The following is a 25,247-nucleotide window of genomic DNA, read 5'->3' as shown; positions in this document are numbered from 1 at the left end:
AACGTAATTCTAAAGAGCACGATCAGTCAACAGACCGCACAGCCGGCACGCCGCTCGGTCAACGCGCCGTTAAGGAAGCAAGCATTTGCTTGAAATTACCTCTCGGTACCTAGTGACTTGAATCACATTCGGGAGTAGAACTTGTTCTCATCTGACGAGAGTGAGGTACGTCACATGAGTGACACCACCCCGCGTGGCGAAGACACCACGCACATCTCGCGCCGTCGATTCATGGCTGGAACCGGTTCCATCGTGGGACTGGGGATCGCGGCGAGCGCGCTGCCTCAGGGCACCGCCGGCGCGGCGGTCAGAGCCGCGGCGGCAGCGGCGGCCGGGCCGATCGGCGACGGCGCGCACGTCCCCGTGCTGGTGATCGGTACCGGCTACGGCGGTTCGGTCGCGGCGCTCCGCATGGCCCAGGCGGGCATCAACGTCGAGATGGTCGAGATGGGCATGGCCTGGGACACCCCGGGCTCCGACGGCAAGATCTTCTGCAACACGACCAGTCCCGACGAGCGGTCCTACTGGCTCCGCACCAAGACCAAGCAGCCCCTCAGCAACTTCCTCGGCTTCCCCATCGACAAGACCATCCCCAAGCACACCGGCGTCCTGGACGCCGAGGAGTTCGGCGGCATCATCGTCTACCAGGGCCGCGGCGTCGGCGGCGGCTCGCTGGTGAACGGCGGCATGGCCGTCACCCCCAAGCGCGAGAACTTCGGCGCCATCCTCCCGACGGTGAACGCCGACGAGATGTACAACACCTACTACCCGCGCGCGAACGCCGGTCTCGGCGTCGGGCTGATCGACCCGAACTGGTTCGACACCGTCGACTGCTACCAGTTCGCGCGCGTCGGCCGTAAGCAGGCCCAGCGCTCCAACTTCCCGTTCGTGTTCGTCCCCGACGTCTACGACTGGGACTACATGAAGCAGGAGGCCGCCGGGACGGTGCCGAAGTCGGCGGTCGCCGGCGAGATCCTCTACGGGAACAACTACGGCAAGAAGTCCCTCCAGAAGACCTACATCGCCCAGGCCAAGGGCACCGGCCGCGTCAACATCTCGCCGCTGCACCGCGTCGCCTCGGTCACCCCGTCCGGAAGCTCGTACACCGTCGTCATCGAGCAGCTGAACACCAGCGGCGACGTGACCGCGACCAAGACCGTCCTCGCCGACAAGGTGTTCTTCGCGGCGGGCAGCGTCGGCACCAGCAAGCTGCTGGTCAAGCTGAAGGCCACCGGCAAGCTGCCCGGTCTGAACGGCGAGATCGGCCAGGGCTGGGGCGACAACGGTAACGTCATGTGCGGCCGCGCCAACCACCTGTGGGACCCGACCGGCAAGGTGCAGGCCAGCATCCCCTGCGGCGGGATCGACAACTGGACGGCGGGCGGCGCGTTCGCCGAGGTCGCCCCGCTGCCGACCGGCATCGAGACCTACGCCTCGTTCTACCTGTCCATCACCAAGAACCCGAACCGGGCGCAGTTCAGCTGGGACGGCTCCAAGGTCAACCTCAACTGGCAGACCGCCTGGAAGCAGCCCTCCATCGACATGGCCAAGACGATCTTCGACAAGATCAACTCGAAGGAAGGCACGATCTACCGGACCGACCTGTTCGGGACGTACAAGATCTGGGGCGACCACCTCACCTACCACCCGCTCGGCGGCGCGGTCCTCAACAAGGCCACCGACAACTACGGCCGGCTCGCGGGCTACCGCAACCTCTACGCCATCGACGGCTCGCTCATCCCCGGCAACACCAGCGTGAATCCGTTCGTCACCATCACGGCGCTCGCCGAACGGAACATCGAGAAGATCATCGCCACCGACTTCTAGCGGTCTGATCAGGCGCGATGACCGGCCACGGGCGCGTGTGGCCGGTTTTTTTATGCCCTGACCTGCCCGGACTTGTCTCGTCGGGTTTTCTCGTCCCTGACTGAGTAATGAGCCAAAGTCAAGATCACAGATCTACACGATCGTGAGGGGTTCGTCCCCCGAAGGTGCCCTACTCCAGGGCGGCGCCGCGACGCAGTGTTGATCTCGCTGGCGGCGGATGGAGCTCCCATGTTGGAAAACGCGTCCAACGATCCGATCCTATCCCTGGCCCACCCCGAGACCCTGCCGGATCCCTATCCGGCCTACGCCCGGCTCCGCGCCGAGCGTCCGGTGTTCTTCTACGAACGGCTCGGGTCCTGGATGTTCACCCGGCATGCCGACTGCGTGGCCGTACTGCGCGACAGCACCCGGTTCGCGGCCGACTGGCGCCGGGTCGGTGAACGGGTCCCGCCGCGCGCGATCAACATGCTGACTCTCGACCCTCCCGAGCACACCACCGTGCGGCGCCCGTTCATGGAGGCGCTGCGCGAGCCGGACGGCGCGGCCATGGAGCCGCTCATCACCGCCCGCTGCGCCGAGATCCTCGCCGGGTTGGAGGGCCGGTCGTTCGACGTCGTGACCGAGCTGGCCGAGCCGCTCGCGCTGGCGGCGACCGCGATCTACCTGGGCGTGCCCGAGCCGGACGGCGCCTGGCTCAGCGGGATCGGCCGCGCGATCGGCGCGGGCATGGACGCCGGGCTGTGGCCTGAACGCGCCGCGCCCGTCCAGGCCGCGCACGAGGAGCTCGCGGTGCTCGTCGAGGGTTGGCTGGCCGACCCGCCCGAGACCGGCGTGCTCGCCTCGGTGGCGAGCCGGGCCGGCTCCTCGGGCATCGCGCCCGACGTCCTCGCCAACACCGTCCGGGGCCTGCTGTTCAGCGGCTACAGCTCGGGCAGCAAGATGCTCGCGCTGATCGCCGCCGCCGTCCTGCACGAACGGGCCGTCGGGCTGAAGGACGTCCAGGCCGCCGCCGATCCCGTGCGCGCGATCGAGGAGCTGGTCCGGTACGCCTCGCCGATCCAGGCCGTCGCGCGGGCCTGCGTCACCGACGTCGAGATCGGCGGGACGCAGGTCAAGGCCGGTCAGGCGGTGACCCTGCTGCTGGGCGCGGCCAACCGCGATCCCGGCCGCTTCCCCGAGCCCAACCTCGTCAGGCTGGACCGGCATCCGAACCCGCATCTCGGTTTCGGCCGCGGCCCGAAGTCCTGCCTCGGCCAGCCGTTCAGCGCCGTCTTCCTGCGGGTCGTGCTCGACCTGCTCGCCACCCGCTACCCGGAGACGCGCGCGGTCGGCGAGCCCACGTTCCAGAAGAACCTGACCCTGCGGAGCCTCGACCACTTCGAAGCCACGCTGGCCTGAATTCTCTGACCGGATGGATCTGAGCGGACGGAGTCGCATGCTGAAGGTCGTCGGAGCCTCGTTCGGGCGGACCGGCACGTCGTCGGCGCGGATGGCGCTGGAGACGCTCGGGTTCGGTCCCTGCCACTACATGAGGGAGCTGTTCACCGACGACTCTCACGCCAGGGATTGGCTGCGCGTCACCGAGGGCCGCGGCCCCGGCCTGGACCGGCTGCTCGGCCGCTTCACCTCGACGATCGCCTGGCCCGCCGCGTTCTACTGGCGCGAGCTCGCCGAGGCGTTCCCGAACGCCAAGGTGCTGCTGATCGTCCGCGACCCGGAGTCCTGGTACACCAGCATGGCCCGGACGCTCTACCGCACGCGGCCCGCCGATCCCGGCGCGAACGTGCGCGACCAGGTGATCGAACGGCTCGTCTGGCAGGGCACGTTCGGCGGGCGCTTCGAGGAGCGCGACCTCGCGCTCGCGGTCTACCGGGCGCATCTGGCCGAGGTACGCGACACCGTTCCTGCCGACCGGCTGATCGAGCTGGATGTGGCGGGCGGCTGGGCGCCGCTGTGCGAGGCGCTGGGCGTGAACGTGCCGGACGAGCCGTTCCCGGTCGCCAACACCAGCACCGAGTATCTGCACCGCGCGGAGCAGGCGGGGGTGCTGTGAGCGAGATGACGATCGATGGCGACCTCTACGGTCCGGCGGCCGCGCTCTACGACCAGCTGCACGTCGGTCCGGCGTCGCCGCTGCTGGTGCGGTTCTTCGCCGATCTCACGCCCGAGGGCGGGCGCGCGCTGGAGTTCGGTCCCGGCACGGGCCGCGTGACGCTCGCGGTCGCCGAACGCGCCGCCTCGGTGCACTGCCTGGAGCCGTCACCGTCGATGCGGACGGTGCTGCTGACCAAGCTGGCCGCGCTCCCCCGGCTGCGCGAACGTGTGACCGTGCTGGACGGCGCGGCGCCGGAGTTCCGCCTCGACTCCGTCTTCGACTACGTCTACCTGGCCGCCGTCCTCGAACACATCCCGCCGCCCGCGCGCCGTCCGTTCTTCGCCGCCGTCGCCGCGCACCTCGCGCCGGACGGCGTGCTGGCGATGGACATGGTGGACAACGAGCCCGTGCCCGATGAGCCCGAACGCGAGGTCCGGTCCGTTCGGCAGGGCGAGTGCCGCTACAGCCGCTCGACCGCCGTGTGGCCGCTCGGCCCCGACCTGGCGGGCGTACGGCACGTCTACCGCACCTATCTCGGCGAGGAACTGGTGGAGACCGAGACCGTCGAGAGGCTGCACCACTTCCACCGGCCGCCCGACGTGCACGCCGATCTGGCGGCGGTCGGGCTCGCGCCGGTGCCCGGACCGCCTGCCGGGCCGCTGGCCGACAAGGGACTCCTGATCGCTCGTTTTCCTGGGGCGGCCCCGACCCCAGGATTCGCCCAGAGAGAGGAGAAGTGAGATGCGGTACTGGTACTGAGTTGATCGCTTCTAAGACCCGTAGCCCGGTCCGGCCCCCGGCGGCCGGGCTACGGCCTGGAGTCGTAAGGGATCTCCATGCGCGACTGTGAGGTGCTGGTCGTCGGCGGCGGGCTGACGGGCCTGTCGTGCGCGGTGTTCCTGGCCTGGCACGGCGTGGACTGCATGCTCGTCGAGCGCCACACCGACCTGCTGCGGCATCCGCGTCAGCGCAGCCAGGTGCCGCGCAGCCTGGAGCTCTTCCGCCAGGTCGGGCTGGAGCCGCGCATCCAGGCCGCGCGAATCGACTTCGCCGGTCCGACGGAGTACGTGGCCGTACGCGCCGAGACTCTGGCCGCCGAGCACACGCGCCTCGACCAGCAGGACGACGCACGGCGTTCGGCTGCGTTCAGCCCCTGCACGGGCACGCCGATCGACCAGGACACCGTCGAGGAGTTGCTGCGCGACAGGGCCCGTGAGCTGGGCGCGCGCATCCACTTCGGCACCGAGCTTCGCGACTTCGAGGACGGCTGGGCGCACCTGCGCGGGCCTGGCGGCGTCGACCGTCACGTTCGGGCTCGCTATCTGGTGGCGGCGGACGGCGCCGACAGCCCGACGCGGCGGCGCCTCGGCATCAAGACCGAGGGGCCGGGCGACTTCTACGACCTGCTGTCCCTCATGATCGAGGCCGATCTCCGTCCCGCGCTCGGCGGGCGAACGGTCCACATGGCCTACCTGGACCGCCCCGGCCCCCGGACGTTCCTCATGGCGCTCGACCGCGACGGGCGGCGCTGGGTCTTCGGAACGGCCGACGACCCCGACGCGCCCACCCCGGACGAACGCCGCTGCGTCGAGCTCGTCCAGGCCGCCGCCGGGATTCCCGTTCCCGTGCGCATCCGCCCGCAGATCCCCGGAACCACCGTGACCCGCTTCCGTGTCGGCGCGTCGGTCGCGGAGACCTTCCGTTCGGGCCCGGTCTTCCTGATCGGCGACGCCGCGCACCTGATGCCCCCGACCGGCGGCTTCGGCGGCGCGACCGGCGTGCAGGACGCGCACAACCTGGCCTGGAAGCTGGCCGCCGTCCTGCGCGGCGACGCGGGCCTGCGCGGCGACGCGGGCGAGGCGCTCCTGGACACCTACGACGAGGAACGCCGCCCGGTCGCGCACTTCACGATGCGTCAGGCCCTCGCGCGGTCGAAGTTCCGCTTCGGCGACGAGGAGCCGGACGAGATCATCGACCGGGCGACCGTGATGCTCGGCTACCGCTACGGATCTTCGACCCCGGTGGACGCCGCCGACCTCAACGGCCAGCCGGGCACCCGCGCCCCGCACGTTCCGCTCCCCGACGGCCGGTCCACGATCGACCTCTACGGCTCGGGCTTCGTCCTGCTCACCGGCCCCGACGGCGAGGAGTGGGCCGGCGAGTGGGCCAAGGCCGCCGAGGCCCTGTCGGCCACCGCCTTCTCCCTGGAGCCCGAGGCCGCCAAGCGGCACGGGATCTTCCCTCGCGGGGCCCTGCTCGTCAGGCCGGACGGCATCGTCGCCTGGCGCGGCCTGTCCCCAGCGAAATCAACAAGAACGCACGGGTGTTGAAATGGAGGTCTACCAGGGGAGAGGGAATTCATGCGCGTTGAAATCTGGGCCGATGTGGTGTGTCCGTGGTGCTACCTCGGCAAGCGCCGCTTCGAGCAGGCACTTGAGGGCTTCGAGCACCGGGACGAGGTGGAGGTCACCTACCGGGCGTTCCAGCTCGATCCGCAGGCCGAGACGATGGACCGGACCGAGATGCTGGTGTCCAAGTTCGGCGTGACGCCCGAGCGGGCCGTTCAGCTGAACGAGGAGATGGAGCAGCGCGCGGCCGAGGCCGGGCTGGAGTACAACCTGGACGGCACCGTCGTCGGCAACACCCTCGACGCCCACCGGCTCGTTCACCTGGCCTCCGAGCTCGGCCTTCAGGAGGCCTTCGTCGAGGCGCTCTACAAGGCTCACTTCACCGACAAGCGCTCGCTGTTCGACCACGACTCGCTGACCAAGGTCGCGGTCGAGGCCGGGCTGGACGAGGCCGCCGTCCGCAAGGTGCTGGAGTCCGACGAGTACGCGGACGCGGTCCTCGCCGAGCAGAGCGCCGCCCAGGATCTCGGCGCGACCGGCGTTCCGTTTTTTGTCTTCGACCGGCGTTACGGTGTGGCGGGCGCACAGGCGACCGAGACGTTCAGCGAGGTGCTCGCCAAGGCGTACGCCGGCTGACATGAGGAAGGACCGTCGATGAGCATGGAGTCCCCCCACCCCACCGTCGACGGTCCGGTCCCCGGGCCGATCTGGTTCGCTGCCGCCTACGACCTGGCCGCCGCGGGCTACGTCGAGGAGGAGTTCCTGCTCACCGGCGGCGCCGACGCCTACAGCCTCGAAAGTGGACTCGGCGAACGCGGCGTCCCGTACACGACACGGCTCCTCGTCCGCCGCCCAGCCGGCCCGGCCCGCTTCAACGGCAACGTCGTGGTCGAGTGGCTGAACGTCACCGAGGGCTTCGACTCCGACGTCCTGTGGCACCCCGGCACGCTCGTCGCCGAGGGCTACGCGTGGGTCGGGGTGTCCGCCCAGCGCGCGGGCGTCGACCACCTACGCGACTGGAATCCCGACCGCTACGCGGGCCTGGACGTCAGCGGCGCGGCCCGGTTCGAGTCGGACGAGCTGGCGTTCTCCATCCTGACCCAGGCCGCCCAGGTCCTCCGCAAACCCTCGGGCGTCGACCCCCTAGGCGGCCTGCGCCCGCAGGCCCTCCTCGCCATCGGCATCTCCCAGTCCGCGAGCTGGCTGTCGATCTACCACGACCTAGTCCTGCCCGCCCTCGGCCTGGACGCCCTGGGCCCTGACGCCGACGATCCGTTCGACGGCTACCTCTTCGTCGCGGGCCCGGGCCCGACGCGTTCACCCACCGTCCCGGTGTTCCAGATCCTGTCGGAGACCGACGTCCCCGCGTGGTGGCCGAGCCGCCCGTCCGCCGGGCCTGACCTGCCCGCGGGCGGCGAGCTGTCCCGCCGCTGGGAGGTCGCCGGAACGACCCACGCCGACTGGGCCACCATGAGCGACCTGAAGGTCCTGCACGAGCGCGACCTGGGCACCCCGCTCCCCCTCTACGACGAGGACGCCCCCGTCTTCAGCCGGGTCCCCATGCACCACGTCATTGAGGCGGCGTACGGCCATCTCTCCCGCTGGGCCCGCGATGGCGTGGCGCCGCCGCTCGCCGAGCCGCTCGCCCTCACCGCCGACGGCGCCAACGTCCGCGACGACCTCGGCCTGGCGCGCGGCGGCATCCAGCTGTCCCAGGTCGCCGTGCCGATCGCGCTCAACAGCAGCGAGAACCCGGGCGACCCGTGGGGCCTCCTCTGCGGAACGTACCGCCCGTTCGGCGAGGAGAAGCTACGCGAGCTCTACCCGAGCCTCGACGCCTACGTGGCCGCCGTCGAAGAGGCCGACCAGCGCAACGTCGCCGCCGGATACATCCTCCCTGAGCACGCACGCCAGAACCTCGCCGACGCCAAGGCCGTCACCACCCTCTGATCAGGGGTCCTGGCGACCCAACGGCGTCAGGTCCATCCAATTCCGGGTGAACGCGAGCTTGTCCAGGCCACGGGCATAGGCCGAATAGGTGTGAAAGACCTCGCCGCCGTCACTCAGAAAGACGCTCACGCCCGGCTGCTCGCCACTCGCATACCAAGGCATGCCCGCCCGCACATGCTCCTCCCCGGAGCGGAAGTTGTACTCAACGGGCATCACCGACTCGTCCATCGTCACGTGAAAGTCGTAGTTGAAGTCGCTGCCATACGACGAATACCAGGGCACGTCCCAGCCCCGTTCACGCTGATAGGCCTCCAGCTTGGCCAGCGGCGCGCGCGACACCACCGCCAACGTGGTGTCCCGGTCGTTCAGATGCGTGTCGTCGCCGAAGTCGTCGACCATCGCCGTGCAGCGATGGCAGCCGCGCTTCCACTCCGGGTCGAACATGAAGTGGTAGACGATGAGCTGCCGCCGCCCCTCGAACAGCTCCGCCAGTCCCACTTCACCGTCCGGCCCGTCGAACCGGTACGGCTTGTCCACTCTGACCATCGGCAACGCCCGGCGCTCGGCGTTCAACGCGTCCCTCGCCTTGGCGGCGGCCTTCTCCTTGTCGAGCAGCAACCGGCGTGCGGCCAGCCACTCCTCCCGCGACGCGACTTTGGGCAGGGTCACCGTGCGACTCCTTCCATGAGACAGATCACACAAGGAGTATGCGACTCAAGCGTTGAGGGCCAGGAGGAGATCGACGCGGTCGTCGAGGCTGGAGAGGTCGCGGCCGGTCAGCTCCTCGATGCGGCTGATGCGGTAGCGCAACGTGTTGACGTGCATGTGGAGGCGGTGGGCGCAGACCGTCCACGAGCCCGAGCAGGCGAGGAATTCCGACAGCGTCGTGAGCAGGTCGGTGTGGTACGGGTCGTCGGACTCGACGAGCTTGCCGAGCACCTGGTGGCGGAACGTGCGGCGCGCGTCGTCGGGCAGGCGCGTGAGCAGGGCCCGGTAGGAGCCGGCCGGGTTGGCGGGCTCCCCGATCTCGCTGTCCAGCCGCCGCAGCACGATCGACATCAGGCGCGACAGCGGCACCTCCTCGGGCACCGCCACCAGCGGCACGCCGTGGTGGTCGCAGGCCTCCACCAGGTCGTCGGGGACGGAGTCGATCGCCTCGCCCGCGCCGATCGCGGCCACGTCCCGTCCGGCCAGGCCCGCCACGAACGGCGCGGAGTCGAACGGCCCGCGGCGCCACATCAGGCCGGTGAGGATCAGCTCGCCGCCCTTCAGGTAGCGGGTCGGGTCGGGGAGGTCGGTGAAGAACGCGTCGGTGATCGGGCGGTCCAGACGGTCATGGCAGGCGAGCGGCCGGAGCGACAGTCCCGGGTCCGCGATCAGGTCGTCCAGCGTCACGCCCCCACGGTACGAACGCGATGTTTCCGATGGAAGTGCCCAATGTTTCGGAGGGAAGTACAGCCATCCGATCTCATCCGCGCTGGATCGTTGGAGGTCCGCGCCATGGGCTGGGGCGCGCCGGGCGGGTTTCGTGTCCGCTAACACTGAACGGCTTGGAGGTGGCCTATGACCGTCAGCGCCGCAAGGGTCCATCCGGTTGACGAGGTTCCGCCCGCACGCATGCTCGCCGCCTTCGGCCTCCAGCACGTGGTGGCCATGTACGCGGGCGCCGTGGCCGTCCCGCTCATCGTCGGCCAGGCCGCCGGGCTGTCCCCCGCCGACATGGCCTACCTGATCAACGCCGGCCTGCTGGTCTCCGGCATCGCCACGCTGATCCAGTGCGTCGGCGTCTGGCGCTTCGGCGTACGCCTGCCGCTCATGCAGGGCGTCACGTTCGCGGCGGCCACCCCGATGGCCACGATCGCCGCCACCGGCGGCGGCCTCCCCGCCATCTACGGCGCGGTGATCATCGCGGGCCTGGTGACCATCCCCGCCGCGCCCGTCTTCGGCAAGCTGATCCGTTTCTTCCCGCCGGTCGTCACCGGAACGGTCATCCTCATCATCGGCGTCAGCCTCCTGCCCGTCGCCGCCACCTGGGCGGCGGGCGGAGCGGGCGTGAAGAACTTCGGCGCCCCGCGCAACATCGCCCTGGCCACCGCGGTCCTGGTCTTCGTCCTCCTGGCGCAGCGCTTCCTGAACGGCTTCCTAGGCCGCGCGGCCGTGCTCCTGGGCATCCTGTTCGGCACGTTGGCGGCCGCCGCCTTCGGCATGACCGACTTCTCCCCGGTCGGCAAGGCCGACCCGATCGGCATCGCCACCCCGTTCCACTTCGGCGCCCCGACCTTCCACGCCTCGGCGATCATCTCGATGCTGATCGTGATGCTCGTGGCGATGACCGAGACCACCGGCGACATCCTCGCGGTCGGCGAGCTCACCGACCGCGACGTCTCCTCCCGTACCCTCGCCGACGGCCTCCGCGCCGACGCCGCCTCCACGGTCCTCGCGGGCGTCTTCAACACCTTCCCCCACACCGCGTTCGCGCAGAACGTCGGCCTGGTGGGTCTGACCGGCGTCAAGAGCCGCTGGGTGGTCGCCACCTCCGGCGGCATCCTGGTCTTCCTGGGCCTCTTCCCGATGGCAGGCGCCGTGGTGGCGGCCATCCCGGCGCCCGTCCTGGGCGGCGCGGGCCTGGTCATGTTCGGAACGGTCGCCGTCAGCGGCGTCCGCACCCTGTCCCAGGTACGCCTGGACGACAACGGCAACATGATGGTCGTGGCCGCCTCGCTGGGCGTCGCCCTGCTCCCGGTGGGCGTCCCCACGTTCTACGACAAGCTCCCCGAGTCCGCGCAGGTCGTCTTGCACTCCGGCATCAGCGCAGGCGCCGTGACAGCCATCCTCCTGAACCTGGCCTTCAACGGCTTCCGCCCCGCACCCGCCACCGAGCCAGCCGACGAGCCCGCCCCGACGCCGAAGGTCGCCGACGGCCTCATGGAAGAGGCAGGTCAGTAACGCGATGGCCACGGCGTCCTCGCGGGCGCCGTGGCCGTTGTCGTCACCGTCACGACCGTCCGGGGAGGTAGCTCGCCGGGATCCGGTCGACGACCTGCAGCTTGACGATCACCAGATACCCCAGCACCGTGCCCGCCGGGACGGTCCGCGTCACCGGCCGGTCGTAGTACGCCTTCTTGGGGTCCTTGGGGCCGCGCTTGCCCCAGTCCGGCTTGAACGAGGCGTCGTAGTCGACGACCTCCCGGGACCCGATGAACCGGTAGGTGCCGGGCTCGAAGACCAGCTCCGACCGGACTCCGTGCCAGGTCTGCCCGACCGCGACGCCCTGGTGACCGGCGACCGTCACCGTGCCTTGAGTGACCGTGACCCCCGGCAGCGTTCCGGCGGCCTTGTAGAGCGCGGCCCGCGCGGCGGGCGACAGCTTCGCCCTGCCCGCGGTCTCGCGGGCGAAGTCGAAGACCTCGACGTCCTGCGGACGGGCGCCCCCCGACGCGTGCCGGTAGAGCCACTTGCGCATCGCCGTGGCGTCGGCAGGGAGGTCGCGGCGGTAGGCGGGCCCGTTCTTACAGTCGTTCGGGACGCGTCCCGGATCGAACCCCGGAAGCGTCTTCGGCTCCTTGCCGGTGGAGTTCCGCCGCTGGGCCTCCTCGCAGGTCCACTGCCGTTCCTTCCAGTTGGCCGAGTCCACCACCAGGTTGATCCGCTTGCCGCTCACCGAAGCCCAGCCCTTGGAACGCAGGATGAACCCCCGCTCGTCCGCGCCCTGGGCGAACTGCTCGGTCTCGCTGTAGACGTACTGGTCGGGGCGTGGGGTGGGGGCCTTCTGGGTGGCCGCGGTGGCGGCCCGGTCGAGGATCTCGGCGGCGCTCGCGGGGGCGGCGGGCCGATTGCCGCCGATCTCGGCGGTCGGGGCGAGGACGAGGGCGGCGGTCATCGCGGTGGCCAGGCCGCCGGTCACCCCGGCCGTAGCGATGCCGCCGATCACCAGGCGGCGGGCGGGCCTGCGCCGCCTGGTGGTCATCTCGGTCACCAGGTGGGCGCGCCGGGCGTCCTGCCGTCCGGCGGGCATGTCCTGCGCAGGGGGCAGCTGATCGATCATGAGAGTTCCTCCGTGAAGAGCGCGGTGGGACGATCGCCCCTCTTATGTCCGTCCGCACGGTGCGGTTCCGCCTCCAGGCGGAGCCTCTGCCGCGCCCTGGCCAGGCGTGAACGCACGGTGCCGACAGGGACGCCGAGCGCCGCGGCGGCCTCGGCGTAACCGAGCCCCTCCCAGACGCACAGCGCGAGGATCTCCTGGTCGGCGCGGGACAGGTTCTTGATCGAGTCGAGGACCGTGCGCATCTCGCGTTCGGCCTCAAGCCGGGCGGCGGCCGTCGCCGCGGAGTCGTCCGGGGTGGGCGCCAGCGCCCGGAACCGTTCGAGCGCGGCGCGATGGCGGCGCAGGCTCCGCCGGTGGTTGTGCATGACGTTGCTAGCGACGCCGTACAGCCAGGGCAGCAGCGAATCCGAGCTCAGCCGCACCTCCGCCCGCCGCCGCCAGGTCTCCAGGAACACCACCGACGTGAGGTCCTCGGCCACCGACCAGTCCGCCGTCCGCCGGAAGAGGTAGTTGTAGACGGTGCGCGAGTGCCGGTCGAAGAGCGCGCCGAACGCCTGCTCATCACCGTCCCGCGCGCGGGCCCACAGGTCTGGGTCCGTTGGGGATTCGAGGGTCATGGCCTTCTTGTGTCCGTTCCCCCCTCGCAGTTCCCGCCGACCTTGAACTCGGCCCACACCGTTCTCCGCCGCCCGCTGTCCCGATAGCCCCACTTGTCCGACAGCGCCTCGACGATCCGCAGGCCGCGCCCGCTCTCACCCCCGAACTCCTCCAGAACGTGCGGCCGGGTGTCGGCGCCGTCGTCGGTCACCTCCGGACGCAGAACGCCGTCGCACGCCACGAGCACCACGGTCACCTTGCCGCCGTCCCCCGTCCTGGTGTGCCGAATCGAGTTTCCGACGAGCTCGTCCACGACGAGAACGACGTCGTCGATCAGCTCGCCGTCGGCCGCCAGAATGTCCGGCACCAAAGTGTCGGTGACGAACGCGCGGGCATGGCCGACCGACCGTTCCACCCCGGGAAGAGTCAACGCCGCCAGCACCGGGGATCGAGCCGCACCGGGAATCCATGTCTTCTGTCGCACGCCTTCAGATTCGTCGCCCGTGTACGGACAAGGCGATGGAAACGGCCACTGAAGAGACGTTGCAAAACAGAACGTTCAGCACTCGTACGTTCTACGCTGCACTCGAACGCGTTCCGTGACAATGTGAACACATGGCGCATGAGAACTGGCCGTCAGTACGCTTCCGCCGCATTGGCCGGACGCTGCGTGAGCTGCGCGAGGAGGCCAACCGAAGCCTGCGCACCGCAGGCCGGGACCTCGACCGTTCCCCATCCAACCTCAGCATGATCGAGAACGGCCTCCAGCCCATCCGCCCCCGCGACCTAGCCCCCATCCTCACCTATTACGGCGTGCATGACGGCCCTCTCCGGGAGTCGCTCATACATCTCGCTGCGCAAGGCCGGGAGAAGGACTGGACCAGCGCCTATCAGGGACGGATCTCCCCTGCCGGACAAGATCTCGCAAGCCTGGAACGCGACTCTGGGCGGATCTGCAGTTTCCAACCAGGCCGCGTGCCGGGATTGCTGCAGACCGAAGTGTCTGCGCGCGACGTCATCACCGCAGGCCCAGCCAACCCGTCCCTCGATGTCGAAGGTCTCGTGGCGTTCCGCATGGATAGGCAACGGGTCCTGAGCCAGCCCGACCTGCCACGTTTCGAAACCGTCGTCGGCGAGTCCGCCCTGCGTCAAAAGGTCGGCGGACCTGCGGCCATGAGAGAACAGTTACTCCATCTCGTCAGTCAATCGCGCTACGACCACATCTCTCTGCGAGTCCTGCCTTACTCGGCCGGAGGTCTGGCTTGGTACAGCACGTCCTTCGACATTCTCGATCTCCGCCCGCCGGGAAGGCTCACTGTGGTCGTCCTGGAGAACTTCACCCACATGTCATTTCGTGAGAAGGATGACGAGGTCGCCGAGTTTCAGAAGTTCTTCGCACACGTCTGGAAGATCGCGCTCGATGAAGCCCGTTCCCTCGACCTGATCGAAGAGATAGCCTCCGAGACATGAGCACTCTCGATCTGTCCGGCGCCGTCTGGCGGATCAGCAGTTACAGCGGCAACGATGTCGGCAGTTGCGTCGAGGTGGCAGGCGTCCCTTCCGGACATCTGATCGCCACCCGCGACTCGACCGATCGATCAGGCCCCGTCCTCACGTTCGGGCGCCACGAGTGGGCCACCCTTCTCAACGCCGTCAAGAAGGGCGACCTCGACCTCGTTCAGCGGTAGTCGGGATTCTCGAAGTCGAACCGGCAGCCGGCGTCCCATTCCGAACGCTGGTTGCCGTGCGCGGGAATGCCGCCCGCGTCCTTGAGGATCCTGGCCAGGTGCAGCAGGTTCCACGTCATGAACGTGGTGTTGCGGTTGGTGAAGTCGTTCTGCGGCCCGCCCGAGCCCGGGTCGAGGTAGGACGGCCCGGGACCGGCCTCGCCGATCCACCCCGCGTCGGCCTGCGGCGGGATCGTGTAGCCGAGGTGCTGGAGACTGTAGAGAACGTTCATGGCGCAGTGCTTGATGCCGTCCTCGTTCCCCGTGATCAGACAGCCGCCGACCCGCCCGTAGTAGGCGTACTGGCCGTGCTCGTTGAGAATCGACGAGCTCCCGTACAGCCGCTCGATGACCTGCTTCATCACCGAGCTGTTGTCGCCCAGCCAGATCGGCCCGCAGAGCACCAGAATGTCTGCGGCCATGACCCGTTCCTGCAGCTGCGGCCACTCGTCGGACGGCCAGCCGTGCTCGGTCATGTCCGGCCATACGCCCGTGGCGATGTCGTGGTCCACCGCCCGGATGTGGTCGACCCGCACGCCCTGCTTCTCCATCAGGTGCGAGCTGAGATCGATGAGCCCCTGGGTGTTGCTCGGCTCCGGTGAGCGCTTCAGCGTGCAGTTGACGAACAAAGCGCGCAGGTCGTCGTAACCCGGCATCGGTCCCCCTCCTCAGTGCCGGGTCGGGCCCGGCAAGCCAACCCCCAGTCTCCCGCCGAGGGGGTGGCGAGGTCACGGAAACGATGGCGTGAAACCCGTGTGAGAGGCCCGTGAAACGCCGGCGATCCACTCTGGGAGTCTCGATGACTTCTGGAGGAAAACACATGCGTCGCATTACGGGGGCAGGCCTCGCGCTCTGCGTGGCCGCTGGACTCACCATCACAGGCTGTTCGTCCGGCGGGGATGACTCGTCTTCGGGAGGCGGTTCGACATCTGCGGCCGGCTCGGCACCGGCCGCCGCACCGACCAAGGCCGCCGTACCCACCGGGGACGACAAGGGCTTCTGCCGCAGGGCGCTGGAGGCCGGGAAGTCCTTGCTGAAGGGCGGCCTCGCCCCGGGGACTCCCGAATACGCCAAGGCGGCGACCAACACCTGGCTCGGCCTCGTTCCCACCGCCCCGGCCTCCATCCGCGCGGACGTTCAGCAGATCGCCGACGCCTACCGCAAGGGCGAAGACCCGCAAGCGATGGCGACCTCCCTGCGCGAGCCGCTGCAGCGCTACCAGGCCTGGGGCGAGCAGCACTGCCAGGGCATCAGCTAGTCATCGCTTGGCAAGCCGCGGGCGTCGAAACGGAACCGCCGAGGGCACTGCTCCACCCTGGAGCCCATGATCTGGCTTGTGTGGGCGGCTTCCCGCGCCGCCCTGCTCTTCGTGGGGCTCTCGGCGTTCCACCGGGACCTGGTCCACGACATCCGCGTCTACGCGGCCTGGAGCCAGGTCATCGCGGGCGGCCACTTCCCCGTTGACGACAGATGGCAGTACCCGCCCCTGGCCGCCGTCGTCATGGCCGCTCCCCGCCTGCTGCCCCTCGCCTACCTCCCCGCGTTCATCCTCCTGGCCCTCCTAGCAGACCTGCTGATCCTCCTAGTCCTCCTGCGCCGAGGGGACTCCCGTACGGGAGCCTGGACCTGGACCGCCGGCCTAGCGCTACTGGGCCCCCTAGCCCACCTCAGATACGACCTCTTTGTAACGGTCTTCGCCGTCGCGGCGCTCATGGTCCTCCCCAGGCAACGCCTGTTCGGAGCCCTGGCCGCAGTCGGCACCATGCTCAAACTCTGGCCGGTTCTTCTCCTCATGGGCCTGCCCCGCGACCGCAGATCGTTCAGCGCCCTGACAGCCTTCGCCGCAACAACCCTCGCCACCCTGGCCTGCGGCGCCCTCTTCGCCCCCGGCCAACTCGGCTTCCTGCAAGGCCAGCAAAACCGTGGCATCGAGATCGAGGCGGTAGCAGCCACCCCCTGGCAAGCAGCCCGCCTCCTTGGCCACCCCACCAAAATCGTTCATCAGTACGGCTGCGCCCAGTTCACCACCCTGACCGCCCTCGCGCCGCTCTGCGCTCTGTCCACCCTGATCGGCCTGGCCCTGGTCGCCGCCCTGGCCCTGCTTCGCCCACCCGCGACCTGGACCCCGGCCGCAGCCTGCGACGTAGCGCTGGCAGCAACCCTCGTGGCCATAGTCACCAGCCGCGTCCTGTCACCTCAATACCTGATCTGGGCCATAGGCATAGGCGCCGCCGCCCTGGCCCACACAAACTCCCGCCAACGCCCCACCGTCCTCGCGATCCTCGTCGCCGCCCTCCTCACCCAGCTCGTCTTCCCCATCGGCTGGCAGGGCCTGACTTCCAAGCACCCTGACCATCTCGCCGTGGTCAGCCTGGTCGCCCGCAACCTCCTGCTCGTCACCTCCGCCCTGCTTGCCATCACCCGTCTCTGGCAGCCGCGCGCATCACAAGAACGGCACTCCCAATCTCGTTCCCTGAGCATGCAGAGTGCGTGACCAATAGGGTACGGAGGGTGAAGGCGTTCAATACGGCAGGTCCTTGCGTTCCGGGTCGGGATTACATGCTCGACCCGCTTGCCCGGCTGCCCGACGCACTCCGCTTGGCAGAGCAGGGCAAATACTTCGTGGTGCACGCGCCACGCCAGACCGGCAAAACCACCGCACTGCGGACGATGGCCAAGGAGCTGAACGACACCGGCCGCTACGCCGCGGTCCGGGTGTCCTGTGAGCGGGCGGGCGGGGTGGATGACCTCGCCCTAGCACAGGAAGCGATCTTGAGGGGATTGCGCTTCGCTGTCGAGGATCAGGGGCTCCCGCCGGACTGCCAACCCCCAGAACAGTGGCCGGAGCTCACTCCGCTGGATGCGGTGTATGCAGCGCTGCGGGCCTGGTCGCGGAAGAGCTCTCTGCCGCTGGTGTTGTTGTTCGATGAGATCGATGCTGATCGTCCAGCGCGCCACCCACCTTGACTCGCTGGTCGCCCGGCTGACCGAACCCCGGGTGCGGCGCATCATCGAACCGATGATCACCGGGGGCCTCGTGCCACGCGACGACGTGTTCAACGATGGCGTCACCTACGTTCGCGATCTCGGACTGATCGCCCGGACCTCACCGATCCAGATCGCCAACCCGATCTATCAAGAGACCGTGGTTCGCGCGCTGGCCGAGGACTTGGAACTCGACATCCCAGCCGAGCCGCACGCGTTCCTACTGCCGGATGGACGCCTGGACATCCCCCGTCTGCTGAACGAGTTCACGGCCTGGTGGAAGGCCAACGGGGAGATCATCGACACGGACCGCACTTACCATGAGGCGGCCTGCCATCTGATCTTCATGGCGTTCCTGCAGCGGGTGGTCAACGGCGGCGGGCACATCGACCGCGAGTACGCCCTCGGCAGGAAGCGGCTGGACCTGACCATCCGCAAGCGCTACACCGACGATGCCGGAAAGCCCGCGATCCAGTGGTCGGCCTTCGAGCTGAAGGTCCGCACTGACGACTCCGGCGATCAGATCAAGCCCGAGCTGGATCAGCTCGACGCCTACCTGGACAGGCTCTGCCTGGATACCGGCACGCTGGTCGTCTTCGACCGCCGCGGCGATGCCCCGCCGATCACCGCTCGCACCGACATCGACACCGCCATCTCACCCGCTGGGCGGACGATCACGCTCATCCACGCCTGACGGCCCGTTCGCCCGCATGATCGGGACGAACGGGCCGTCGTACGGGTCAGCCGTCGGCGTCGGAGGACGGGAGGTAGCGGCCGGGGACTTCGGCCGGGGTGAGGATCTTGGTCTCGCCGGGGTACGGGACCGTGAAGCCGTGGGTCTCGTACCAGGTGAGGTGGTTCAGCTGGTCGGGGTTCAGCTGGTCGGGCTTGGGGTTCTGCGGGTCCTGGACCTGCTGCTTCTTCCAGGCTTCCCAAAGTTTGGCGGTGGCCTGCTGGGCGTCGGGGATCTTCGGGGTCGCCGGCTGGGTGGGGGCCAGTGAGGCCTTGGCCTGTGAGCCGGTGTCGTTGCCGCAGGCCGGGGGTGTCTTCAGGCCGTTCGTGAGCGGGATGCGGTTCGGCAGCGCGGTGAACGGGGTGTAGTCGGGCTTGGAGGTGAAGGCGGTGCGCATGGGGGTCGCGGCGCTGTCCTTCTGGTTCATCGGCTTCATGCCGAGCATCTGCTCGATCGTGCGGACCACCGTGATCGCCGTGTAGTAGCGGCTGTCGACGCTGCCGTGCTTGGCCCAGGGGCTGATGACCTGGATCGGGCCGCGGGCTCCGTCGACGTGGTCGACACCGTCCTGGGTGTCGTCCTGGATCACGAAGATCGCACTGTCCTTCCAGTACTTGCTGTGCGAGATGTGATCCACGATCTTGCCGACCGCGACGTCGTTGTCGGCGACCTGGGCGATGGGGCTCGGGGCGCCGCCGGTGTGGTCGCTGGAGAGCCAGAACATGTTGAGGTTGCCCGGGCCCTCGGCGTCGAAGTGACGCTTCCAGATCTCGTACCGGTAGATGTCGGGGATGTTGGTGTCGAACTTCGGGTAGTCGTGCGCGGTGACGCTGTTCAGCGACGGGATCGGCGAGGACGAGTCGGTCTGGATCGTGGTGCCCTGACCGGTGCTCTCCATGTTCTTGGTGTCGCAGTAGAACTGCTGCCAGGTGGCGGTCGAGGGTTTGGTCTCGAACTGCAGGAACTCCCCGTAGTTCTTGACGGTGCCGCCCTTGGCCTGGACGCCGCTCCAGAGCGTTCCGGAACGCTGGTGGCCTAGGGCGTCGTCCTCGGTGTCGTAGCTGCGCTCGTACTCGCCCGCGCTCGACTCGGTGTACTCCGGGTCGTCGGACTGCATCAGCCAGTTGTGGCCCTCGGCCGAGTTGGTCGCGACGTCGTAGGTGTTGTCGTAAAGCCCGAACTGCTTGGCCAGGGCGTGCTGGTTCGGCGTCGCGTTCTCGCCGAACTGCGCGAGGGCGGGGTCGCCGTTGCCGCGCGCGTCGTCGCCGAACACCTGGTCGTAGGAACGGTTCTCCTTGACCAGCAGGAAGACGTGCTTGATCGTCGACGGGTCGCCGAGGCGGGCGGGCACCGGGGTGGCGGGCGTGTGGCGCGAGCCCGTCAGGACGCCGATGTCCCAGCCGTTCTGGGCGAAGACCCGGGCGGTGTACGCCTTGATCAGCTGGTCGCTGGGCAGCGCGAAGCGGAGCAGCGTGCCGGTCGAGTCGTGGGTGTTGTGGCCGGTGGCGGGGGTGGTGCCCGGGCCCTTGTCGATGGTGCGGGTCGGGCCGCGTTCGCCGATGCCGCGCAGGTTGGTGACCAGGACCTGGCCGCCGACGGTCGTCACGTTCTCCGGGAAGTAGTCCACCGGCAGCAGGCCGACGAGGCCGACCGGCGTGCGGGTGCCGCGGTAGCGATAGACGGCGACCGCGTTGGCGCGGCCGAGGGTGACAAGGAGGCGGCCGTCGCCGGTGAGGGTGATGCCGTCCGGCTCGTACCCGACCTTGGCGCCCGGCCACGGCTGGGTCGTGATGGTCTGGACGACGGCGTCGCGGTCGGTGTCGACGACCGAAACGGTGTCGCTGCCGGTGTTGGCGACGAACAGTGCGCCCTTGGCGGCGTGCAGCGCGGTCGGGTGCAGGCCCACATTGATGGACTTCACCTCGGCACTGGTGTCGGCGACGTTGATGACGCTGACCGTGCCGGTCGTGACCGCGCCGGTCTTCGGGTCGGCGGGCACCTGCGTACCGTACGAGTTGAGCGTCTCGTCGCCGGCCTCGGCCGTCCGGCCGCCCTCGTTGCTGACGTAGAGCTTGCCGCCGACCAGGGCCAGGTCGCGTGGAGCGTTCCCCACGTTCCAGCTCTGCTTGATCGCACCGGTGGCAGGATCCATGGCGACGACGCGGTTCTGGCCGTTCACCGCCGTGTAGAGGGTGGCGCCGTCGGAGGAGAACACCGCCTGCGCGGGCAGCGGGTGCTTGCTGCCGTCGATCGGGAGCGAGATGAACGTGGGGGCGCTGAGGGTGCCGTCGGCGTTCACCGGGAAGCGGTTGAAGCCGTTGATCTGCCCCATCCACAGGAACTTGCCGTCCGGGGAGTAGGTCGGCCCCTCCTGCCCGGCGTTGTTGTTGTTGATCTTCAGGTTGGCGGTCGCGGCGGTGCCGGCCTGCTGGATGACCTTGTAGGTGGACAGGTCGACGATCGTGAGGGCGATCGAACGGTCGGTGGTCAGCGCGGCGAGGTAGCGGCCGTCGGGGCTGACCGTGGAGGAGAGCAGCTTGCCGTTGTCGACCAGGAGCCGGTCGCCGATCGGCTTGCTGAACTGGTCACTGGCCAGCACGGTGCCGAGGCCGGTCTCGTCGGCGACCTTGTGGTTGCCGAACGCGTAGGTGGACGCGGAGGCGATGCCCCCGCTGGTGATGGCGAGAGCGGCCGTGCCCGCGGCCACGACCTGGACCCGGCGGTCAGTGAGCCGCCGGAAGACCCCGAAACGGTTCTCGGGGGCTTTGAGGCGCTGGCGTTTGACTTGCATGGCGAACCCTTCTGAGCGTGCGCGGGGCTAGGCCAGCAGGTCGACGTTGCCGTCGAACTGCCAGAGGGGATTGGGCTCGTCCCCGCTCGAGGTGTGCACCTGGAAGTAGCCGTTGACCTCCTTCGGCCCATCGCCGTCGGCGACGTACCGCCCATCTGCGGTGACGTCGAGCTGGTAGATGGCGGAGCCCGCCGAGGTCACCCCGGGCAGATGCCAGGTGACCACGCACCGCCAGTCGTTGCCGGGTCCCTCGTCGGCGACGCGGGGGCCGCCCTTGTCGCAGGACGCGCCGGCCCGCAGCTGCGCCTCGGTGACGGCCGGGCGGTGCAGCTCGCTGGTCTGCAGCCGGTAGAGGTGGGCGTACGAGACGGCGAGGGAGTCCTGCAGCTTCTGCCGCAGGATCCCCGACCCCTTCGCCGAGGTCGCGACGTTCACCAGCGCGAACGTGAGCACGGCGATGACCGCCAGCGGCAGCACCCCGGCCGTGAGAACACGGCGTCCCGATCCCTCGTAGGTGAGGTCGGTGAAGTCGCGGCGTACGAACAGCCGGTAGGCCATCGCGGTCGCGGTGGCCGCCCAGGCCAGGCTGACGATGAGGCCGATGAGGAGCGGCCCGGTCTGCGCCGGGTCGGTGAACAGCCCGCGCCAGGCGAGGAACGCCTGGCTCGGCAGGGCCATCCGTACGGCCACGGGCAGCGGGAGCATCTGCGCGAGCTGCAGCACGAACGCCAGGAGCACCGGCATCAGCAGGCCCATCGGCGAACGGCCCAGCGCCACCGAGCCGAGCAGGCCGACGGCGGCGAACGCCAGCGTGGGCGCGAGGGCGCACAGCCAGGCGAGCAGGACCGTTCCGGCAGCGTCCCCGGGAGCGAGCATGTGGCCGTCCAGGCCTGCCAGCGGCCGGTTGCCCACTGCGGCCAGGCCGCCGATGATGCCGGACGCGCAGAGCCCGGCCGCCATCACCAGGATCACGGTCAGGCTGGCGCCCGCCTTCGCCACGAAGATCCGGCGCGGGGAACGTACCGCCACCAGCAGATGGCGCCAGGTCCCGAGGCGGTCCTCGGCTGCGAACACGTCGCCCGCGACCAGGGCCGTCAGCAGCGGCAGCACCCACTGGCAGGAGAAGCCGAGGACGACCAGCGACCCCGCCCAGCCGGTCGCGTGCATCCAGCGGCCGAAGACCGTGTCGGCGGGCAGCGCGGTCTGCGCGCTGACGACCGCGACGAAGATGGCTGGACCGATCCAGCACGCTGCCAGCAGCAGTCTGATCCGCCACTGCGAGACCTGCTTGACCAGCTCGAACCGGTAACCGCGAAGGAGCGGGGCAGGTCGTACCGCCGCCTGCGCCTCCGGCTGCGTTTCTGGCTGCTCGCGTTCGACGGTGGCGGTCATCGCGCGTTCCCCTCTTCCTCTTCGTCCCCGGTGCCGGTCAGCGACAGGAAGGCGGCCTCAAGCGGTGCGACGACGGGCGACAGCTCGCGCAGGGCCACACCCGCTCCGACCAGCCGGACCACCAGTTCGTCCAGGACGGGAACCGGCCCGCCGACGATGAGGACGTCGCCGTCCGGTCCGTCGCCGGGTGGTCGTACGACACGCAGCCCGTCCAGGTCCGACGCCACCGCGTGGGCCGCCTCGGGGTCGGAGGTGAGCACGCGGTAGTCGAGTTCGCCGCTCTCGGCGGCGAGCTTGTTCACCGGCCCGGAGAACACCACGCGGCCGACGGCGAGGATCGTGACCTCCGAGCACAGCGCGGCCAGGTCGTCCATCCGGTGGCTGGACATGACGACCGCGGTCCCGTTCCCGGCCAGATCGGTGAGGACGCGGTGCACGTGGCGCTTGCCCGCGGGGTCCAGGCCGTTCGCCGGCTCGTCGATGACCAGCAGGCGCGGCTTGGTGAGCAGCGCGGCGGCCAGCCCGAGCCGCTGGCGCATGCCGAGCGAGAAGCCCCGGACGCGGTCGTCGGCGACCTCGGCCAGCCCGACCTGCTCCAGCGCCTCGCCGACGCCGACGGTCTCGTTCGGGCCGTAGCCGCGCAACGCGATCAGGGCGGAGAGGTTCTGGCGCGCCGTGAGCGAGGGGTACAGGCCCGGCCCGTCCACGAAACCCGCGACGCCGTCGGGGACGGCGAGCGTTCGCCCGACCTGCGTGCCGAGGATCTCCAGGCGTCCGCCGTCCGCGACGGCCAGCCCCAGCAGCAACCCGAGCAGCGTCGTCTTGCCCGCGCCGTTCGGTCCTACCAGGCCGTGGATCTGCCCGGCGTCCACTTCGAGGTCGACATCATCGAGGGCGACAACGTCGCCGAAGGTCTTGGTGATCCCGCGAGCCCGGACCGCCGCCCCACTACGCATATGAGTTCCCTACGTCGCCGCCAGCGCAAGGAACTTAAAGATCCAGATTGGCGGCCGGGGAACCGTCAGCCGAACATTGGGCAAATGATGATCGACCTACCGGGCAGGGCGCCTCAGGGGCCTCAATGGCCCTCGCCACAAGGGCTCCGGGGCGGTTCGAGACCAAACCATAGACGATCCGGTCGGCGTCCATAACGCCCATTCCGGAAGGGATCACGGGAGTTTCTCATGAAAACCTCACGGAAAGGGCTCACGGAAAGGGCTCATGGAATGGGCTCACGGGAGGGCTCACGAAAGGCTCGCGGAGCATGACGCGGCGCGATGATCTCGTCACCGTATGCCAGTAGGCTCGGCCGGTGCTTCCGACGATCGTGTGCAGCCTGATCGTGATCCTGCTGTGGACCTTCGCGTCGCGACGCCTGCTCACCTGGCACGTCTCCGGTCCCGTCGTCATGGTGGCCGGCGGGATCGTCGCCGGGCTCGTCACCGGCGACCACCTCTGGAACCACCTGAACACCGACATCGCCGAACGGCTCGTCGAGCTGATCCTCTCGGTGCTGCTGTTCGTCGACGCGATCGAGGTGCGCGGCGGGTTCCTCGCGGGCGAACGCGGCGTCGCCGTGCGGCTCCTGCTCGTCGCCCTCCCGCTGTCGCTCGGCGCCGCGTTCGTGCTCGGCCTGTTCCTGCTCGGCAGCGCGTCCTGGGCCGTCGCGCTGGTGGTCGCATGCGTGGTGATGCCCGTCGACTTCGCCCCCGCCGCCGCGCTGCTCAGAGACGATCGGCTGCCCCGGCGTCTGCGACACGTTCTGGCCGTCGAGAGCGGCTACAACGACGGGATCTTCTCCCCCGTCTTCGCGCTGGCGCTGGTGATGCTGGGGGTGTCCGGGCATGGCAAGGACCCCGGCGAGGCGCTGGCGAACGCCGTTCCCGCCGCCCTCTACGCGGTGCTGATCGGCGTCGGCGTCGGGGTCGTCACCGGCCTCGCGCTGCGCAGGTCCGTCGCCGCCGGATGGACCGACACCGCCGCCATCCGCATCGCCATGGTCCTGGTCCCGCTCATCACCTACGCACTCGCCGTGGGCGCGGGCGGCAACGGCTTCGTCGCGGCCTTCATCGCCGGGATCGCGTACAAGTTCGGGCGGATGGGCGACCGCGCCGTGGACACCGACATCACCCACGCCGAACTCGCCGCCGTCGACGACCTCAGCGTGGTCACCACGATGATCATGTGGTTCGTCTTCGGCGCGCTCATCGAGCTGGTGTTCCGGTACGCGCTGGCCTGGCCGTGGCTGCTGTACGCCGCGCTCGCGCTGACCGCCGCCCGCATGCTCCCCGTCTACCTGTCCATGATCGGCAGCCCCGCGAGCCGCCGCGACCGCACGCTCCTCGGCCTGATCGGCCCGCGCGGCGTCTCCTCGATCGTGTTCGGGCTGCTGGCGTTCAACAAGATGGGCGACGACGACGCGGCGATCGTGCTGTGCGTGATGACGTTCGTCATCTTCGGCAGCCTGCTCCTGCAGGGCGTCGCCATCCCCATCGGCGCGCGCCGCCTCTCCCCCGCCACCGACAAGCCGTTCACCGACGCTCCATAGCACCCAGCGCACGGCGAGCCGACGCGCAGCGCGCGGCGTGTCGCGCGTACCTACGTATACCGATCAAGCCCTCACCAGGGCGTTCTACCGATGCTCACGCACCGTAGTCGAATGCACTCTGAAGCCGACGGGGGCCGGATCGAGGCACGGAGGGTGATCATGGTTCATCGGAGCCTGTCGTGTGAACGGCTGTCCGCAGCCGGTATCGC

General features: G+C 69.3%; 24 protein-coding genes. 15 read left to right on the top strand and 9 right to left on the bottom strand.

The features are described from left to right. Nucleotides 1–174 precede the first annotated feature (174 nt). The 7 genes from J4573_RS51670 to J4573_RS51640 all read left to right on the top strand — a co-directional run bounded on the left by J4573_RS51670 (nt 175) and on the right by J4573_RS51640 (nt 8,220). Nucleotides 175–1,827, top strand: a complete 1,653-nt coding sequence (locus J4573_RS51670) for a GMC oxidoreductase (RefSeq protein WP_208263841.1) — start codon at nt 175–177, stop codon at nt 1,825–1,827. A 228-nt stretch (nt 1,828–2,055) separates the two neighbouring features. Then, nucleotides 2,056–3,225: a cytochrome P450 gene (locus tag J4573_RS51665; RefSeq protein ID WP_208263840.1), complete on the top strand. Its 1,170-nt coding sequence runs from the start codon at nt 2,056–2,058 to the stop codon at nt 3,223–3,225. Nucleotides 3,226–3,262: 37 nt separating this feature from the next. Beyond that, on the top strand, nt 3,263–3,880 hold the full coding sequence (locus tag J4573_RS51660) for a sulfotransferase family protein (RefSeq protein ID WP_208263839.1): 618 nt from the start codon (nt 3,263–3,265) through the stop codon (nt 3,878–3,880). 5 nt (nt 3,881–3,885) lie between these two features. Then, nucleotides 3,886–4,662 carry a class I SAM-dependent methyltransferase gene (locus J4573_RS51655; RefSeq protein ID WP_208263838.1) on the top strand — a complete coding sequence of 259 codons (777 nt, stop codon included), beginning with the start codon at nt 3,886–3,888 and terminating at the stop codon, nt 4,660–4,662. Between the two features lie 96 nt (nt 4,663–4,758). Further along, on the top strand, nt 4,759–6,252 hold the full coding sequence (locus J4573_RS51650; protein ID WP_208263837.1) for an FAD-dependent monooxygenase: 1,494 nt from the start codon (nt 4,759–4,761) through the stop codon (nt 6,250–6,252). A gap of 30 nt (nt 6,253–6,282) precedes the next feature. Next, nucleotides 6,283–6,906, top strand: coding sequence for a DsbA family oxidoreductase (locus J4573_RS51645; protein ID WP_208263836.1), 624 nt, complete (start codon nt 6,283–6,285; stop codon nt 6,904–6,906). An 18-nt stretch (nt 6,907–6,924) separates the two neighbouring features. After that, nucleotides 6,925–8,220, top strand: a complete 1,296-nt coding sequence (locus tag J4573_RS51640) for an alpha/beta hydrolase domain-containing protein (protein WP_208263835.1) — start codon at nt 6,925–6,927, stop codon at nt 8,218–8,220. Here J4573_RS51640 and J4573_RS51635 read toward each other — a convergent pair whose 3' ends face one another. Both J4573_RS51635 and J4573_RS51630 read right to left on the bottom strand, forming a co-directional pair. Beyond that, on the bottom strand, nt 8,221–8,889 hold the full coding sequence (locus J4573_RS51635; RefSeq protein ID WP_208263834.1) for a DUF899 domain-containing protein: 669 nt from the start codon (nt 8,887–8,889) through the stop codon (nt 8,221–8,223). It abuts the gene before it with no gap. 45 nt (nt 8,890–8,934) lie between these two features. After that, nucleotides 8,935–9,615: a PucR family transcriptional regulator gene (locus J4573_RS51630; RefSeq protein ID WP_208263833.1), complete on the bottom strand. Its 681-nt coding sequence runs from the start codon at nt 9,613–9,615 to the stop codon at nt 8,935–8,937. Nucleotides 9,616–9,783: 168 nt separating this feature from the next. Here J4573_RS51630 and J4573_RS51625 point away from each other — a divergent pair, with 168 nt between their 5' ends. After that, entirely contained in the window at nt 9,784–11,166 is a 1,383-nt protein-coding gene (locus J4573_RS51625) for a nucleobase:cation symporter-2 family protein (protein WP_208263832.1), read from the top strand. A 49-nt stretch (nt 11,167–11,215) separates the two neighbouring features. On the opposite strand, the gene J4573_RS51620 is transcribed toward J4573_RS51625, so the two are convergent. From J4573_RS51620 to J4573_RS51610, 3 genes are read right to left on the bottom strand one after another with little or no spacing between them, the layout of a single operon-like run. Beyond that, a complete protein-coding gene (locus tag J4573_RS51620) occupies nt 11,216–12,265 on the bottom strand; it encodes a CU044_5270 family protein (protein WP_208263831.1) in 1,050 nt (349 codons plus the stop codon). Further along, nucleotides 12,262–12,882 (bottom strand): RNA polymerase sigma factor, encoded by a 621-nt coding sequence (locus J4573_RS51615; protein WP_208263830.1) that lies wholly within the window; start codon nt 12,880–12,882, stop codon nt 12,262–12,264. Before J4573_RS51615 ends, J4573_RS51620 begins: the two co-directional genes overlap by 4 nt. Beyond that, a complete protein-coding gene (locus J4573_RS51610; RefSeq protein WP_208263829.1) occupies nt 12,879–13,346 on the bottom strand; it encodes an ATP-binding protein in 468 nt (155 codons plus the stop codon). Before J4573_RS51610 ends, J4573_RS51615 begins: the two co-directional genes overlap by 4 nt. Nucleotides 13,347–13,477: 131 nt before the next feature. Between J4573_RS51610 and J4573_RS51605 the strand changes: the two genes are divergently transcribed. Both J4573_RS51605 and J4573_RS51600 read left to right on the top strand, forming a co-directional pair. Beyond that, nucleotides 13,478–14,332, top strand: coding sequence for a helix-turn-helix domain-containing protein (locus tag J4573_RS51605; protein ID WP_208263828.1), 855 nt, complete (start codon nt 13,478–13,480; stop codon nt 14,330–14,332). After that, complete coding sequence (locus J4573_RS51600) at nt 14,329–14,550, top strand: DUF397 domain-containing protein (protein WP_208263827.1); 222 nt, start codon at nt 14,329–14,331, stop codon at nt 14,548–14,550. Before J4573_RS51605 ends, J4573_RS51600 begins: the two co-directional genes overlap by 4 nt. Here the strand turns inward: J4573_RS51600 and J4573_RS51595 are convergent. After that, nucleotides 14,541–15,245 (bottom strand): flavodoxin family protein, encoded by a 705-nt coding sequence (locus J4573_RS51595; protein ID WP_208263826.1) that lies wholly within the window; start codon nt 15,243–15,245, stop codon nt 14,541–14,543. The genes J4573_RS51600 and J4573_RS51595 overlap by 10 nt on opposite strands. Nucleotides 15,246–15,409: 164 nt before the next feature. On the opposite strand from J4573_RS51595, the gene J4573_RS51590 reads away from it, so the two are divergent. The 4 genes from J4573_RS51590 (at nt 15,410) to J4573_RS51575 (ending at nt 18,268) form a co-directional block, all read left to right on the top strand. Beyond that, the gene (locus J4573_RS51590; RefSeq protein WP_208263825.1) at nt 15,410–15,847 is read left to right on the top strand and encodes a hypothetical protein; all 438 of its coding nucleotides are present in this window, start codon (nt 15,410–15,412) and stop codon (nt 15,845–15,847) included. Nucleotides 15,848–15,913: 66 nt separating this feature from the next. Continuing rightward, on the top strand, nt 15,914–17,083 hold the full coding sequence (locus J4573_RS51585) for a glycosyltransferase 87 family protein (RefSeq protein WP_208263824.1): 1,170 nt from the start codon (nt 15,914–15,916) through the stop codon (nt 17,081–17,083). 17 nt (nt 17,084–17,100) lie between these two features. Next, a complete protein-coding gene (locus tag J4573_RS51580; RefSeq protein ID WP_208263823.1) occupies nt 17,101–17,556 on the top strand; it encodes an ATP-binding protein in 456 nt (151 codons plus the stop codon). Then, nucleotides 17,516–18,268, top strand: coding sequence for a hypothetical protein (locus tag J4573_RS51575; protein ID WP_208263822.1), 753 nt, complete (start codon nt 17,516–17,518; stop codon nt 18,266–18,268). Before J4573_RS51580 ends, J4573_RS51575 begins: the two co-directional genes overlap by 41 nt. A gap of 46 nt (nt 18,269–18,314) precedes the next feature. Here J4573_RS51575 and J4573_RS51570 read toward each other — a convergent pair whose 3' ends face one another. The 3 genes from J4573_RS51570 to J4573_RS51560 are packed head-to-tail and all read right to left on the bottom strand — an operon-like array spanning nt 18,315 to nt 23,446. Beyond that, entirely contained in the window at nt 18,315–21,098 is a 2,784-nt protein-coding gene (locus J4573_RS51570; RefSeq protein ID WP_208263821.1) for a YncE family protein, read from the bottom strand. A 27-nt stretch (nt 21,099–21,125) separates the two neighbouring features. Then, nucleotides 21,126–22,490 carry an ABC transporter permease gene (locus tag J4573_RS51565; protein ID WP_208263820.1) on the bottom strand — a complete coding sequence of 455 codons (1,365 nt, stop codon included), beginning with the start codon at nt 22,488–22,490 and terminating at the stop codon, nt 21,126–21,128. Beyond that, nucleotides 22,487–23,446, bottom strand: a complete 960-nt coding sequence (locus tag J4573_RS51560; RefSeq protein ID WP_208263819.1) for an ABC transporter ATP-binding protein — start codon at nt 23,444–23,446, stop codon at nt 22,487–22,489. Before J4573_RS51560 ends, J4573_RS51565 begins: the two co-directional genes overlap by 4 nt. 356 nt (nt 23,447–23,802) lie before the next feature. Between J4573_RS51560 and J4573_RS51555 the strand changes: the two genes are divergently transcribed. Beyond that, complete coding sequence (locus J4573_RS51555) at nt 23,803–25,038, top strand: cation:proton antiporter domain-containing protein (protein ID WP_208263818.1); 1,236 nt, start codon at nt 23,803–23,805, stop codon at nt 25,036–25,038. Nucleotides 25,039–25,247: the final 209 nt, after the last annotated feature.

The organism is Actinomadura barringtoniae (assembly GCF_017573505.1).
In the GTDB taxonomy this organism is placed as follows: Bacteria; Actinomycetota; Actinomycetes; order Streptosporangiales; family Streptosporangiaceae; genus Spirillospora; species Spirillospora barringtoniae.
The sequence above is the reverse complement of the archived record's forward strand: the minus strand, read 5'-3'. Positions and strand labels throughout refer to the sequence as shown.